The sequence below is a fragment of the Metabacillus rhizolycopersici genome, assembly GCF_020075705.1.
This window is the reverse complement of the sequence record NZ_JAIQUM010000012.1, coordinates 68,992-83,885: the sequence shown is the minus strand read 5'-3', so window position 1 is coordinate 83,885 and position 14,894 is coordinate 68,992. Positions and strand designations below refer to the sequence as shown.

At 36.6% G+C, this 14,894-nt stretch carries 12 protein-coding genes and 1 other annotated feature; all 12 genes read right to left on the bottom strand.

Annotated features, from left to right (window positions below; translation table 11 throughout):
* Positions 1 to 27: 27 nt before the first annotated feature.
* Positions 28 to 153: a sequence feature (ribosomal protein L20 leader region), on the bottom strand.
* A gap of 178 nt (positions 154 to 331) precedes the next feature.
* Positions 332 to 2,269, bottom strand: a complete 1,938-nt coding sequence (gene thrS / locus K9V48_RS08055; protein ID WP_224138225.1) for a threonine--tRNA ligase — start codon at positions 2,267 to 2,269, stop codon at positions 332 to 334.
* Positions 2,270 to 2,843: 574 nt separating this feature from the next.
* The gene (ytxC, locus tag K9V48_RS08050) at positions 2,844 to 3,695 is read right to left on the bottom strand and encodes a putative sporulation protein YtxC (RefSeq protein ID WP_224138224.1); all 852 of its coding nucleotides are present in this window, start codon (positions 3,693 to 3,695) and stop codon (positions 2,844 to 2,846) included.
* Positions 3,696 to 4,028: 333 nt separating this feature from the next.
* On the bottom strand, positions 4,029 to 4,967 hold the full coding sequence (dnaI, locus tag K9V48_RS08045; protein ID WP_224138223.1) for a primosomal protein DnaI: 939 nt from the start codon (positions 4,965 to 4,967) through the stop codon (positions 4,029 to 4,031).
* A 31-nt stretch (positions 4,968 to 4,998) separates the two neighbouring features.
* Positions 4,999 to 6,447: a replication initiation and membrane attachment family protein gene (locus K9V48_RS08040; RefSeq protein ID WP_224138222.1), complete on the bottom strand. Its 1,449-nt coding sequence runs from the start codon at positions 6,445 to 6,447 to the stop codon at positions 4,999 to 5,001.
* Between the two features lie 282 nt (positions 6,448 to 6,729).
* Complete coding sequence (gene nrdR / locus K9V48_RS08035) at positions 6,730 to 7,188, bottom strand: transcriptional regulator NrdR (protein ID WP_111613722.1); 459 nt, start codon at positions 7,186 to 7,188, stop codon at positions 6,730 to 6,732.
* Positions 7,189 to 7,243: 55 nt separating this feature from the next.
* Positions 7,244 to 7,639, bottom strand: a complete 396-nt coding sequence (locus K9V48_RS08030) for a cytosolic protein (protein ID WP_224138221.1) — start codon at positions 7,637 to 7,639, stop codon at positions 7,244 to 7,246.
* Between the two features lie 146 nt (positions 7,640 to 7,785).
* Positions 7,786 to 8,166: an adenosylmethionine decarboxylase gene (gene speD, locus K9V48_RS08025; RefSeq protein WP_111613720.1), complete on the bottom strand. Its 381-nt coding sequence runs from the start codon at positions 8,164 to 8,166 to the stop codon at positions 7,786 to 7,788.
* 394 nt (positions 8,167 to 8,560) lie between these two features.
* Positions 8,561 to 9,580, bottom strand: a complete 1,020-nt coding sequence (locus K9V48_RS08020) for a glyceraldehyde-3-phosphate dehydrogenase (protein ID WP_224138264.1) — start codon at positions 9,578 to 9,580, stop codon at positions 8,561 to 8,563.
* Positions 9,581 to 9,752: 172 nt separating this feature from the next.
* Complete coding sequence (gene coaE, locus K9V48_RS08015; protein ID WP_224138220.1) at positions 9,753 to 10,346, bottom strand: dephospho-CoA kinase; 594 nt, start codon at positions 10,344 to 10,346, stop codon at positions 9,753 to 9,755.
* A gap of 19 nt (positions 10,347 to 10,365) precedes the next feature.
* Positions 10,366 to 11,007, bottom strand: a complete 642-nt coding sequence (gene ytaF / locus K9V48_RS08010) for a sporulation membrane protein YtaF (protein ID WP_224138219.1) — start codon at positions 11,005 to 11,007, stop codon at positions 10,366 to 10,368.
* A 261-nt stretch (positions 11,008 to 11,268) separates the two neighbouring features.
* A complete protein-coding gene (mutM, locus tag K9V48_RS08005) occupies positions 11,269 to 12,093 on the bottom strand; it encodes a DNA-formamidopyrimidine glycosylase (RefSeq protein ID WP_224138218.1) in 825 nt (274 codons plus the stop codon).
* Positions 12,094 to 12,194: 101 nt separating this feature from the next.
* On the bottom strand, positions 12,195 to 14,825 hold the full coding sequence (gene polA / locus K9V48_RS08000; protein WP_224138217.1) for a DNA polymerase I: 2,631 nt from the start codon (positions 14,823 to 14,825) through the stop codon (positions 12,195 to 12,197).
* Positions 14,826 to 14,894: the final 69 nt, after the last annotated feature.

Below are 14,894 nucleotides of genomic sequence, written 5' to 3'. Positions count from 1 at the left end.
GTTGATTCTGGCTTTTTTATTTTTCTTAAAAATAAAAAAGTGCGGATGTATAAACACCCACACTACGATTGTATACGTAAAAATTCATCGTAACCTGCCAACTACAAATGGATGTGTCAATCAGGTGAGAAGCGGGTGCTTCTACTTGTTCATATAGAAACTATTCAATTACCTTGTTGATTATAACATCATAGCAAAGACTTTGCAAGTAACTTTTAACAACATATGTTATTCTACCAAATGCTTTAAGTTGTTGCAATAGTTTTTTAAAAGAAATGCATAAACACCTTGTTCAAGACTTTTTTTGAGACGGTCCCCATTTTAGAAATGATTATCTATTTACTTCTTGTTTAATCATTGTTAAAAACTGCTCGAACGGTACTGTTTCTGATTTTTGCTCACCGTATTTGCGAACATTAACCGCTTTTTCTGCAATCTCGTTATCCCCTACTACAAGCATGTAAGGAGTTTTTTGCATTTGTGATTCACGAATTTTATACCCCATTTTTTCATCGCGAGCATCTAACTCGACGCGTAAACCAACTTCTTGAAGCTGCTCCTGTACTTGTTTTGCATAATCAAGATGAATCGCAGGTGATACTGGAATTACTTGAACCTGTACTGGTGCAAGCCATGTTGGGAATGCTCCTTTGTATTCTTCAATCAAGAAGGCTACAAAGCGCTCCATCGTTGATACAACGCCACGGTGGATAACAACTGGACGATGCTGCTTGCCATCTTCACCAACGTATGTTAAATCAAAACGCTCAGGAAGTAAGAAATCCAATTGAACAGTTGAAAGTGTTTCATCTTTTCCAAGCGCTGTTCTTACTTGAACATCCAGTTTTGGACCGTAAAACGCCGCTTCACCCTCTGCTTCAAAATAATCATGGCCTAATTCATCCATTGCATCTTTTAGCATGCTTTGCGCTTTTTCCCACATGTTATCATCATCAAAGTACTTTTCTTTATCCTCTGGATCACGATAAGACAATCTGAATGAATACTTATCAATTCCAAAATCTTTGTAAACAGCTTCAATTAAACGCACAACGCGGATAAATTCTTCTTTAATTTGATCAGGTCGAACAAAAATATGAGCATCATTTAACGTCATGCCACGTACACGTTGCAGGCCGGATAACGCCCCAGACATTTCATAACGATGCATCATTCCAAGCTCAGCAATCCGGATTGGAAGCTCGCGATAGCTGTGAATATCATTCTTATACACCATCATATGGTGTGGACAGTTCATAGGACGGAGCACTAAATCTTCGTTGTCCATTTCCATTATCGGAAACATATCTTCTTGGTAATGTTGCCAATGACCAGATGTTTTATATAATTCAACACTTGCTAAAACAGGTGTATATACGTGTTGGTAGCCTAGGCGTTCTTCCTTATCGACAATGTAACGCTCAACAATACGACGAATTGTTGCACCTTTTGGAAGCCATAATGGTAAACCTTGACCAACCTTTTGAGAAGTTGTAAACAAACCTAGTTCCTTCCCAAGTTTACGATGGTCACGCTCCTTCGCTTCTTCTAGGATGCGAAGATGCTCATCTAATTCACTTTTCTTGAAGAATGCTGTTCCATAAATACGTTGAAGCATTTTATTCTTACTATCACCACGCCAGTAAGCTCCTGCGACACTTAGCAACTTGAATTCTTTAATTTTACCTGTTGATGGCAAATGCACGCCACGGCAAAGGTCAAAAAATTCACCTTGTTCATAAATTGACACAGCTTCACCCTGTGGAATAGCTTCTAGTAACTCAAGCTTTAGCGGATCCTGTAATTCCTCAAAACGTCGCTGCGCTTCTTCACGACTTACCTCAGTGCGAACAATCGCGAGGTTTTCATTGATAATTTTTTTCATCTCTTTTTCGATTTCAGGTAAATCTTCAGGTGTGATCGCCTGCTCCATATCAATATCATAGTAAAAACCATTTTCAATTACTGGTCCAATCCCAAGCTGAATCGATTGATCTTTATATAGGCGCTTAATTGCTTGTGCCATTAAATGCGCTGTTGAATGGCGCATAATTTCTAACGCTTCTTCACTATCCTGCGTCACAATTTCAATTGCACCATCCGCTTGAATGGCTGTGCGCAAATCGATTAATTTCCCATCTAACTTCCCTGCAAGAGATTTCTTTTTTAATCCCGGGCTAATGGATGCCGCAATATCTTCAGTCGTGGTACCTTTAGCAAACTCCTTCACAGCTCCGTCTGGAAACGCAATTTTTATAACGTCTGACATCCTTGTTCACTCCTTTTTTTAAAAGCGGAAGCGCCTTGTTCAAGTCCGACAAGCATAAGACGCTCATGAATAGAAGGTGTTTTTTACCTTCAATTCATGAGTGGCTTATGCCTCGAGGACCTAGGCGCTGGAGCTAGACACGGCACTAAGTCCGTCGCTTATTGTCTATATTTTCTGCTCCAAAATAAATAAAACTCGCCCCCTAAAAAAGGGACGAGTTATACTCTAGTCAATGGATCGTGGTTCCACCCTTGTTCCCAAAATCAACATGACAATTATTTTTCATAGAAAATAAACATCATGATTCATACAAATCATTCAATCTGTAGAAACATTTGAATTGGCTTTACATCGATAACGGGAAGTCCGTCAGTTATTACTTAGATAGACTGTTCACAACTGAAGTTCAAAGGTGGTAAGTTTGTTCATCGTGTTAGGAAGGTTTCAGCAAATCCTCCCCTCTCTGGGAACCGTATAAACAAGCTCATATCCTTATCATTACTGATAATTTTGCAATTACCTCGTATTATAAAGTTTTTTTTTTTGAAAATCAAGAAGGCTTTTACATAATCAATCATTTTTTATCCTCGTTCACATTTAGAGAAAATTCCTGATAACTATGTATGTCCACTCTCTCTTGAAAAATATTATGAATGGTTTGAACCATTCCATCAAATGGGTCATTTGTATAAAGTGAAATCCTATTTGGAGCCATCGAGACTATGGGCGCTAATAAATCTGAATCAATCTCCATTGGATGTTGGTCCACAAAACCCTTATCAATATATTTTTTCAATTCGTGTTCAGATATTTCTTGTTTGTTTCGTTTAAATACACAATATCCTTTATTCTGTTCGTGCACGATTAAAATCCATTCTACGACACATTCTTTCACCTCAAGATAATCTCGCAAGCTTTGAATAAAACTTTGATACTCTTGTTCAAGCTTATATTCCTCAATAGCTACTTCAACATATTCACGTAATTTTTCTCTATATTCATGGAGACGAAATTTTTGAAATGATGTAAAAGAAAAGTGCAAATCAGGCCGTAAAAATTGTTCAAAAGCCGCTCGTAAAATATCATCGCGGGGAGAAAGCTTTTGAGCTCTAGGTAGATTTTTTCGTTCCCCCTCTATAATTGATTGAGCGATATGTATAATTTGTTGCTGTTCTTCTTCCACTAGAAAATAATATTTTTCCCTAATAATCGCAACCAGAATTTGGCGTTCCTTATATTCAATCATAAACTGAACAAGCCCTGGTATAATAATCTGTTCTAAAGAGATATTCCACGTTTTAGAGTTAATTTTTATACTTCGTTGATTTAATAATTGCAGTTCTGAATCGAGCCCCTTACACCTTGAGCGAAAAATGGAATAAATCGTCTTTGCCTCTTTCGGAGACCCAAAAAAAATCTCAAGCATGTTTGTCCCCCCTATCTACCACCACCTATTTTATGTATATGGGGGAACTAGGTTCTTTAGAAGCAAAGAAATTATTTATAGAAAACTTCCATCATGGGGAATTTACTGCCCTTTAATCTCAAAAAGCGCAAGCGTCTTATGACCTCGAGGGGCTAGGCGCTGGACACGAAAACTAAGTCAAAAAAATTTATACTTTCTCTCAAAAAAGTACCTGTCCTATTATATCTAGGAGCAAGGTACTTTTTTAGTGACTAGAGGGATTAGATTTCCGAATGAAATGTTCGTGTCTAACAGCCTATGCTATTCCTTTTTCATAGCACTGTGCTTAACATTCTACCCCCTGCGATTTCTGCCTGTTAACTCAATCGGTATTGCCATATGTTTAATTCGTTCCATAATTCTCGCTGCTTTTACCGGTTCTTCTTCACCACGTTGCGAATAGGAGAGATGGTGTTGGAGTTGTTTGTGGTCAAAATTGGAAGAAAAGAACGTTGGCAGGTTTTCAAGCATCCTAAACTGCAAGATCGTACCAAGAATATCATCCCTCATCCAACTTGACATTGATTCTGCACCTATATCATCTAGCATAAGAACCGGAACTTTCTTTACAACATCTACTTTTTGATCTAGCGATGAATTTTGAAAAGAACCTTTTAGCTCTCTCATAAATTCCGGCACATATACAAGCATGGAGGATATTTTATGGGAAGCTAATTCATTCGCAATTGCACCTAAAATGTACGTTTTCCCGACACCAAAGGAGCCATATAAATATAAGCCCTTTGGACGCTTACCACTATTGTATTGCTCAACAAAATCTTGTGCTAAACTAAGGGCCTTAAAGCGACTTGTTTCATCCATTTCAACGTCAATCTGATCTAACTGCGCTGCTAAAATATCCTTTGGAATATACATACTTTTAATGAGTGACTCATGTTTTTTACGTTCATCATGCGCTTCCTTCGTTGGACATTTGTCGTATTGAAGATCAATGATTCGTCCTTGAATGACTAAACGTGGATGATAGCCTTCCAAGAGATTTTTACACTGTGATAACGAAGGACATTGTTCGCAATTTTTGCTCTGATTAACAAACTCGAAAAGCTTTACAAGACTTCTTTCAACCATACCTTCTTCAATTTCTGCTGCATGCTTTGTTAAAAAAGCTTGTACCTCAGAGTTATTTAATACCTGATTTTTCAAACCGTTAAAGCGATCTTTAAAGTCAGGTCTATTTATTAAACTTTTAAAAGAATTACTCATTCGTTCCATCCTTCTTCACCTCACTTTATTTCTCCTTAATCTATTCATGACTTTTATTATCCTTATAACTTTTTATTCGATCAAATAATTTCTTTTTTTCGAGTTCGAATTGGTCACGATTTAGCTGCGTTTGTCCATCTGATTCATTTGTTTTATCCTTGTTTTGCTCATTACTTTGATCTTCATTCAACCATGAAGGTAGCATCTCTTTACGAATAGGAGCCTTTTTATTAGTAGATGTTTTTTTCGTAGTCTTTTCTTCTGCCCACTGTTGATATTGACGATGTTCTTGTTTAGCAAGATCCATCGCAGCCTTTACTGTTTTAATTTGCTTTCTTGTCCAATGACTTGCGATCTTTTGAACATACCCTTTTGTAAGTTTCATATCTGTTTTTAACATAACGTAATAAATGAGGACATTTACTACTCCTGGCTCTAGTTTTTGTCCGAGCATTACTTCTTCAATAATTTGTAAATCGCCAGCACTTGGAGGAACACCACCAGAAACATCTGTTAAAAACTGTCTCGGTGAAATTGTATCTAATTGATACATAAGTTCTTCTTCCTGTGAACGCTGTTTTTTTCCCTTTTCCATCGATTGTAATGGAAGTGGTTGAGTTTTATCAAGTAAACCTGGCAGCTCATCTCCATGTTGAAATTGATACCAATCTCGCGCTGACTTTCTAAGTATTTCAATATCAATTGCGTCATCTTGATCAATACTATTCATTACCACATTCTTCATGTCTATTGCATTTATTCCGTATAAATAAGAAAGCTTCTTTATTACTTCCCTCACTATGGGTGTAATCGCCTTTGTTGGAATCATTGCGTCAGAAATCCCCGTGAAAAATAAATCGAAGTCAAATGTATCGTCAGATATTTCTATCGCCGTATGATTATTTGTTTGGACATACTCTCTTTCACTAGACAAAGTTAAATCGTCAAATGTCTCATCATTAACCCTTGAAATCATATGGGCAGATTGACCAGAGTTAAAGACATCATTAAAGGATCTCGTGATATCTTTCATTTCTTCATCCATTTGCTGATCAGAGAAAAACCGTTTTAATTGCAAAAATTTGTTTTTACCCACTCGATTATAGAGATAGATATTTAACACACCATCTTGAAAAAAATCATTCGGTGTAAGAGGAGATTGAAGTTCGTATACATATCGCTTAAATTCTTCACCTTCGTTTACATACGTTTTTAATAAACCAAGGCCTTCTAACTTCAATCGTTCACGGTAAATATCACGTAGATTACTTTGCATAATCGTCATTAAACTGTGATGGGTAGTCTCATCTCCCCATAACCGATTTTGTTCAAGCTCTCCCCACAGCGTCATAAAAAGACTATAGCATTTAGAACCAATTAACGGTTGATAAAGTAATGTTAAGATCTTTCTATCTAAGTCTTGAAGAACCGAACTACTCTTTACCGCATAACGATCGATAGCAAGTAATTCCTTCCAATGCTGATTCATCCCCTTCAAACCTTCCATTTAGAAATGCGACAGCGCCTTGTTCAGCCTCGGGCAAATAAGACGCTCTGGAATAGAAAGTGTTCTTTATTTACCTTCAATTCCTAAGCGTCTTAGCCCGAAGAGGGGCTAAGACGCTTAGGACACGAACACTATGTCCAAATCATATTATTCATAATCCTTATTACCATTCGAGAAATAAGGTACTAATCAAATCTTCACGTTTGCTTTCTATTCACTGAAAAAAGAGCTTGAAGAACATTTCTTCACTAGCTCCCTTCCATCTTACCTCGCTTTTTTAATTAGATCGGTTAATTCCTCTATAAATACATTAATATCTTTGAATTGGCGATAGACAGATGCAAATCGCACATACGCAACCTCGTCAATTTTTGCAAGCCTGTCCATTACCATTTCACCTACAAGCTCACTATCCACTTCCGAAACACCTTGACTTCTTAACTCTTTTTCTATTTCATGAACAATATCCTCTAACTTTTGCAAAGGAACTGGCCTTTTTTCACACGCCTTAATGAGTCCACGTAAAATTTTTTCACGGCTAAACTCTTCTCTTGTTCCTTCTTTTTTCACTACAATTAAAGGAAATTCCTCAACCTTTTCAAATGTTGTAAAGCGATATTGGCATTCTTCACATTCTCGGCGACGCCTGATCGATCTACCATCATCTACAGGTCTTGAATCTAAAACTCTCGTACCATTATGCTGACACGAAGGGCATTTCATATAACCAGCTCCAATCAAAACTTTATATGGATACCTTCTACATTCTTGATGTTTTTTACATACTTTTCCCTACACCAACAAACGTTTCTTTTTCATCAAGCCTTTTATAAAGCTGTTGAATAATTTTTTTACTAAAACCAAAATCTGTTGGTAAAAATGTATTCGTTGATACAGTAAAGTCGACTGCTGTTTCATAAGGGCGGACAGAAATAACAGTCACGATTAAAAAGGCCTTTTTAGGGTGATCAATGTTCACACTTATTTCACCACGTTCTTCCGAAATCGATGTAATGGTCATTCCAGTTGTTTGTTCAATAATTGATTGAATAGAATGTAACGCATTTTTGTATGTAGTTTTATAATAATGACTTTTCAAATCTGATATATGATGTTTTTCATTTGTTTCTTGGTAAGTACTAAAAAAGTCTTTTAATTTATTACTAAAACTCATGTACAATTTCTCCTCTTTCAACTATTTTTTCGAATAGTGCTCAAAGTTATTCTCCCTCTATCATACTGAAAATTTCCGATAATAAAAAGAGGTGCGGATTAAATAATCAGCACCTCTGAACAGATTGTTCATGTTTGTCTAAAAAATCAAAGAACTTTTGCTTGAGTTTGTTTAACTTGTACTGGTCCCATTCCTCTTGGGATTTCTATGTTTTCACGTGTTTGAGCACCTAATGATTCTGCGATATGATCTGCAGCAATATTAGGATTTAAATCACCGCACGTGTAAACATCAATACTTGCATAACCATGTTCTGGAAAACTATGAATCGTTAAATGTGACTCAGAAATGATAACAACACCACTTACTCCTTGAGGAGCAAATTTGTGAAATGCCACCTCTCTAATTTCCGCACCAGATTTTAACGCAGCATTTACGAATGTTTTTTCAATAAAATCCATGTCATTTAATTTATCAAAATCGCAACCCCATAATTCTGAGATTACGTGTCTACCCATTGTTTCCATATTCATGGGTCCCCCTTTAACTATATTTTCATAGGACTTCTTTGCTAAACGGTATATGTTTAACTACCACGGGGGAAAGTTAGTCCAGAGAGGTCCTAACCCTTTAAGTAGCCCAAACACCTTAGCTTTAATTAGAAGTTCACGAAAAATAGTATACTTTGTTTGTATATGTTTTGCAACAAACTTTTACCAAAAAAGTTTATCACTAGTTAAAGGGCGGAGATTTTATAAGGTAATACACAATAAACCCCATTCAAAATGGGCAGTAAAATCCCTACCACTGGATTCAAAAGAAATAACGAAAAATGGTGGGAACCGCCGTTAAGATTATGCTAAGTCTCGCTTTATCATTGCATATGAATCAAAACGCTTCCGAAATAATAAGAAAAATGCCTTAAACTTTTAATAAATTATTCATTTTTTCAGCAACGAATTTTGTTAGTTCCGTAACTCTACACGAATAACCCCATTCATTATCATACCACGCTAATACTTTCACTTTACGGTCTTCAATAACGATTGTAGATAATCCATCTATAATTGCCGAATAAGGATTCGTATTAAAATCGATCGAAACTAATGGTTCCATCGTATAGTCGAGAATACCTTTTAGTTTACCCTTCGCTGCATCTTTAAAGGCACTATTGATTTCTTCAATCGTCACATTCTTTTCAACATCGACAACTAAATCTACTAACGATACATTCGGTGTTGGTACCCGTAATGCCATGCCGTGTAATTTACCATTGAGATGCGGGAGTACTTTTGACAGAGCCTTTGCCGCTCCAGTTGTTGTTGGTATGATCGATTGCGCACAAGCCCTTGCTCTTCGTAAATCCTTATGCGGGTTATCAATGTTTTTTTGGTCATTTGTGTAGGCGTGAACAGTTGTCATTAGTCCATTTTTTATGCCAAATGATTCGTCTAGAACTTTTACAACTGGTGCTAGACAGTTTGTTGTACAAGAAGCGTTGGAAATAATGATATGATTTTCGGAATCGTATTCTTGTTCATTCACACCCATAACAATCGTAACATCTTCATTTTTTCCTGGTGCTGTTAAAATGACCTTTTTCGCTCCTGCATCAACATGAGCCATCGCTTTGTCTTTCTCATTAAATTTCCCTGTCGCTTCAATAACAATATCAATCGCTAAACTACTCCAAGGTAATTTTTTAGGGTCACGTTCATTTATTAACAGGATTTTGTTACCGTTTACAATGAGATGGTCCTCATTCGCAATAACTTCACCATCAAATTTCCCGTGATTTGTATCATATTTAATCAAGTGCGCAAGCGTCTCCGCAGGATAACTTGCATTTATCGCCTTAATATTCAGTTTCTCCTTCATTGCATTGCGAAATACCATTCTCCCAATACGACCAAAACCATTAATTGCAATATTGGCTCTCATCATAAATCCCCTCTCATATATATGTTATACTATTTATAAATTAATTAATTTCAGTATAACACATATATGATAAAAATGTGGTTAATATGACATTTTTTTGTTTTTGTTACATACATTTCCGCGTTTCAATTTTAATCACAAAAAAAAGAGACTACAGTAGCCTCTTCATACTTCACATTAATTTACTTAAGATCTCATGTAACTGGATTTCCGTTTCTTCAATCGAACCATTATTATTAATGAGTTCATCTGAAAGTATTATTTTTTCCTTAAGAGGGAGTTGAGAGCGAATTCTCATCATCGCCTCATCCTCACTAAAGCCATTCCTCTTCATTAAGCGTTCCAACTGTGTTTTCTCATCAACATATACGAGAATCGTTTTATCTACCAAATGTGTTAATTTGCTCTCGAATAATAAAGGTATATCTAATACAACAGCTTTTGCACTTTTTTCTTTCTCTTCTTTCGTTTGCTCAAAGATTTCCTCCCGAACAGCAGGATGGACTATGCGATTTAATTGATTTCGTTTTTTCTCATCTCCGAAGATTAGCGCTCCAAGTTTTTCTCGGTTAATTGTATCGTTATCATGCAATATATCCTCGCCAAATAGTTCCACAATTTGATGATAAGCAGGCTTACCAACTTCGACGACCTCTCTTGAAATGATATCTGCGTCAATTACACGAATTCCACGTTTACGAATCATAGTAGATACTGTACTTTTCCCACTTGCAATTCCACCTGTTAAACCTAATACAACTGTCACAGCGCCTTGCCCCCATTGTTTATAGTTTCCATATTCCTATCATAATTAAAATGATCCCCGGTAAGCAAGAAAATTTATCCACCCAGGAAAATTTTGAAAAGATATTACCTGATTTAATCCCAACAGTAACAAACAAGGAGCTCATACACGCCACTAAAATACTCATAATGAGAGGGGAGTAACCTAATAATGCTGCACCTATCCCAGCGCCAAAGGCATCTAATGATAAAGCAAATCCAAGCAGTAATGCTTCAATCCCAGTAATTGTTCCTGACTTATCAATATCCGCTGACATCGGTTTTCTAAGTATATTAATAACAATCCCAAGTGTTTTTATTTCAAAATTTATTAATGTTTTTTCTGTTTCTACCTCTCCCTCAGCAACTTCTTTAGCAGGTCTAAAAAATTGGTACAATACCCATGCACCAATTAGGATTAGAATGAATCCACCAAGCCTTTCTGTCACATAAATCGGAAAAATCCTCGTCAATAAATCGCCAACTAGCATAGCGACTAACAGTGTTCCTGCAGAACAACAAGCAATAATTAAAATTGATTTAAATGGAATACTCATCTTTCTCATACCATACGTAAAGCCCACTGAAAAGCTATCTAAGCTTACTGCGAACGCTAAAAATAATAGTGATGCGAGTTGGAACATAACGGCCTAGCCCCTTCCTTCTGATTGCTAACATAGTGTATGATAGTAGCCCAAATAATGTGAAAAGTGGAATCATCTGAAGAAATACATGATGTTTCTTTTTAAGCAAGGCTTATGATTTTGGAGGGGCTAGGCGCTTGCGCTGAATGTCGTGCACTTAGCCATAGTACAAGAATTTTACAGTTACACTAAACGAAAAAAAGGTAAAAGACCCCTCTTTAGTCTTTTACCTTCCTCCTCTTAAATTAATTGATACTATTTCTATTTTTGACATTTCTCACAAAAATGAGTGCCTCTTCCAGCAACAACAGTTTTAGTTAAAATCGTTCCACATTTTTTACAAGGTTCATCTTTTCTTCCATAGACAAGTAATTCAAGTTGAAACATGCCAATCTCACCTTGAGTATTTACATAGGAGCGAATCGTACTCCCTCCTTGTGCAACAGCCTCATTAAGTGTTGCAATAATCTCTTTATGTAAAACATTGTACTCTTTTGGTGTTAATTGGCTTGCAATGCGCTCGGGATGTATCCCTGAACGAAATAGCGCTTCATCAACATAAATATTACCAAGTCCAACGACAACTGCTTGATCTAATAATGCTGCTTTAATTTTTCTAGTTGTTTTCTTTAAACGTTCACATAAATAATCGACAGTAAATTGTTCTGAAAAAGGCTCAGGTCCTAGCTTTGATAATGGAAGTTCTGTTTCTTCTTCCCCTTTTTTAAATAAGTGCATCGTACCGAACTTTCGGACATCTCGATAACGTAATTCTGTTCCATCAGTAAATGTAAACATAACATGTGTATGAGCATCATATTCCTCATCAGCCTCATAGAGACCGTAACGTCCCTCCATCCGCAAGTGAGAGACGAGTGTATAATCGTCGAGGATAAACTTTAAGAATTTCCCTCGACGTGTTACATCATGGATCGATTGACCAATTAAGGCATCTATAAATTGATCAGGCTGATCTGGATTTTTTATTAATTTTGGCCAACGAATCGTAACCCTTTGAATCGTTTTCCCTTTAACAAGCTGAAGCAACGTTCGACGGATCGTTTCGACCTCTGGTAGCTCTGGCATAACATCACTTCCTTTTTAGGTAATTCAATAATTAAGATCTGGGCGAAGGACTGGTATAGTATAGAAAATATAACAGAACAAGGCGCTTCCGCTTTTGTTATTTATTTCGCTTCATACCAAGAATCACCATAGGAGTAGTCCACCTTTAATGGAACATTGAGCTCTACTGCATTTTCCATTACTTCAGGGACTATTTTTTCAAGGATTGCGATTTCTTCTTTTGGCGCCTCAAAGATTAATTCATCGTGCACTTGTAATAATAACTTCGCTTGAATATTTTCTTGCTTCAATCGTGCCGCCATATCAATCATCGCTTTTTTAATAATATCTGCTGCACTACCTTGAATTGGCGTATTCATTGCAGTTCTTTCTGCAAAGCTACGTAAATTAAAGTTACTACTTGTGATTTCTGGGATGTATCTTCTGCGATGAAGAAGTGTTTTCACATAGCCTTTCTCTCTCGCCTCTGCGATAATGTCATCCATATAATCTTGAACACCGACAAAGCTTTCTAAATAACGTTTGATAAATTCTCCAGCTTCCTTCCGTGTGATTCCGAGACTTTGCGAAAGTCCATAATCACTAATTCCGTACACAATACCAAAATTAACTGCCTTTGCTTGTCTTCTCATATCTGAGGTAACATCTTCTTTAGCAACATGAAAGACATCCATTGCCGTTTTCGTATGAATATCTAAATCATTTCGGAAGGCTTCTACTAAATTTTTATCATTTGCGATATGTGCCAAAACCCTTAATTCAATTTGTGAGTAATCAGCTGCAAAGATCACCCAGTCTTTTTTTGAAGGAACAAATGCTTGGCGAATTTTCCTTCCTTCTTCCAGTCTAATCGGGATATTTTGGAGATTCGGATCGATTGAGCTTAGTCGTCCCGTTGTCGTTAACACTTGATTAAAACGCGTATGAACCTTACCAGTATCTTTATAGACAACCTTTAATAAACCTTCGATATAGGTTGAATTTAGTTTTCCAAGTTGACGATAATGAAGAATCTCTCTAATTATTTCATGCTTGTCCTCAAGCTTCTCTAGAACGTCTGCTGATGTAGAGAAACCTGTCTTTGTTTTTTTAATCACCGGTAATCCTAGCTTCTCAAATAAAATGACCCCGAGCTGTTTCGGAGAGTTAATATTGAACTCTTCACCTGCAAGCGCATGAATATTCTCTTCAAGAGTCTTTATTTGCATGGCTAAATCCTCGCCCATGTCTTTCAATCGCTCACTATTAACATTAACACCTGTTGCTTCCATTTCAGCAAGGATGACGGATAGTGGCAGCTCTAAATCATAAAATAAGGATGACTGATCATTTTGCTCTAACTGATTCTCAAGATTTTCCTTTAAAGCGAAGATTGCTTGTCCTTTTCGCACAAGATGCTCACTAAGTATATCCTCATCGGGTACTGAACGCTTGGCGCCTTTACCGTATACTACCTCGTCAGATTGAACGATTGTTAAGCCATTTTTCTTCGCAACACTGGCAACATCATCAAACGTATCAGATGGATTTAGTAAATAAGCAGCAATTAATACATCAAAGCTTACCCCTTTTAAAACGATCCCCTTCCAGTTAAGAGCAACACTCGTCTTCTTTCCATCATAAACAATTTTATGTTTCGTCTCGTCTTTCGCCCAACTTTTGAACAACTCAGATGATAATGCAACATCAGCAGGTATGTAATAATGTCCGTTCTCATTATGAATAGCAAATCCAAGAATATCTGCGTTATGATAACTCTCTTCCAATACCTCTACATAAAGTGCTGCTTCGTCTGTTAGCACATCGGATGTAAGTTCAGTGACTTTTTCAAAGCTAATGTCAGGGATAATTTCTTCTTCTCCACCAACTTCTGCGCCGAGCTTTTCTAACAATGTATTAAAACCGAGCTCTTTGAAAATTTCAGTAATTTTATTGAGATCGAATCCTTCATATTGAGCATCTCCCACCGATATTGCTATTGGTGCGTCACAATCTATTGTTGCAAGTTTTTTACTCATTACTGCTTGGTCACGATGTTCTGTAAGCTTTTCTTTAAGCTTTTTTCCACTTACCTTCTCTACAGAATCTAAGACATTTTCTAAAGTGGTAAATTCCTTCAAAAGCTTTATTGCCGTTTTCTCACCTACTCCTGGAACACCTGGGATATTATCTGACGTATCACCCATCAGACCCTTCATATCAATAATTTGTGCTGGTATTAATCCATATTTCTCATTCACAAAGTCAGGTGTATAGGAATCAACATCTGTAATTCCCTTTTTCGTAATATCTACTGTTATTTTGTCTGTAACTAACTGTGTTAAATCTTTATCGCCAGTGATTACTTTAACTTCAAAACCTTCCTTTTCCGCTTGCTTAGAAAGAGTTCCAATAATATCATCCGCTTCATATTTTTCAAGCTCGTAACGCGATACTTGATAGGCATCGAGAAGCTCTCGAATAAAAGGAAATTGCTCTGATAATTCCGGTGGAGTTTTTTGACGTCCACCTTTATATTCTTGGAACGTTTCATGTCTAAAGGTGGTCTTTCCTGCATCAAATGCAACTAGCATATGTGAAGGCTTCTCATCTTCTAATATTTTCATTAAAATCATTGTGAATCCATAGATTGCATTCGTATGTACACCTTTATCATTATTTAATAATGGAAGAGCAAAAAACGCCCGATAGGCAATACTATTTCCATCAATTAAAACAATCTTCTTGGTCATATTTCTTCCTCCTCAGAATAGCTACGTACTATTAGTAAACAAAAAAAGAGCCGCGAGTTTCCCTTCCTA

What these genes read in the sequence shown, in the direction of transcription:
- ytxC (WP_224138224.1), bottom strand. Translation starts at nt 3,695, where the DNA reads ATGCTTGAGATTTTTTTTGGGTCTCCGAAAGAGGCAAAGACGATTTAT.
- nrdR (WP_111613722.1), bottom strand. Translation starts at nt 7,188, where the DNA reads ATGAAATGCCCTTCGTGTCAGCATAATGGTACGAGAGTTTTAGATTCA.
- thrS (WP_224138225.1), bottom strand. Translation starts at nt 2,269, where the DNA reads ATGTCAGACGTTATAAAAATTGCGTTTCCAGACGGAGCTGTGAAGGAG.
- ytaF (WP_224138219.1), bottom strand. Translation starts at nt 11,007, where the DNA reads ATGTTCCAACTCGCATCACTATTATTTTTAGCGTTCGCAGTAAGCTTA.
- K9V48_RS08030 (WP_224138221.1), bottom strand. Translation starts at nt 7,639, where the DNA reads ATGAGTTTTAGTAATAAATTAAAAGACTTTTTTAGTACTTACCAAGAA.
- K9V48_RS08020 (WP_224138264.1), bottom strand. Translation starts at nt 9,580, where the DNA reads ATGAGAGCCAATATTGCAATTAATGGTTTTGGTCGTATTGGGAGAATG.
- polA (WP_224138217.1), bottom strand. Translation starts at nt 14,825, where the DNA reads ATGACCAAGAAGATTGTTTTAATTGATGGAAATAGTATTGCCTATCGG.
- speD (WP_111613720.1), bottom strand. Translation starts at nt 8,166, where the DNA reads ATGGAAACAATGGGTAGACACGTAATCTCAGAATTATGGGGTTGCGAT.
- K9V48_RS08040 (WP_224138222.1), bottom strand. Translation starts at nt 6,447, where the DNA reads ATGAATCAGCATTGGAAGGAATTACTTGCTATCGATCGTTATGCGGTA.
- mutM (WP_224138218.1), bottom strand. Translation starts at nt 12,093, where the DNA reads ATGCCAGAGCTACCAGAGGTCGAAACGATCCGTCGAACGTTGCTTCAG.
- dnaI (WP_224138223.1), bottom strand. Translation starts at nt 4,967, where the DNA reads ATGGAACGAATGAGTAATTCTTTTAAAAGTTTAATAAATAGACCTGAC.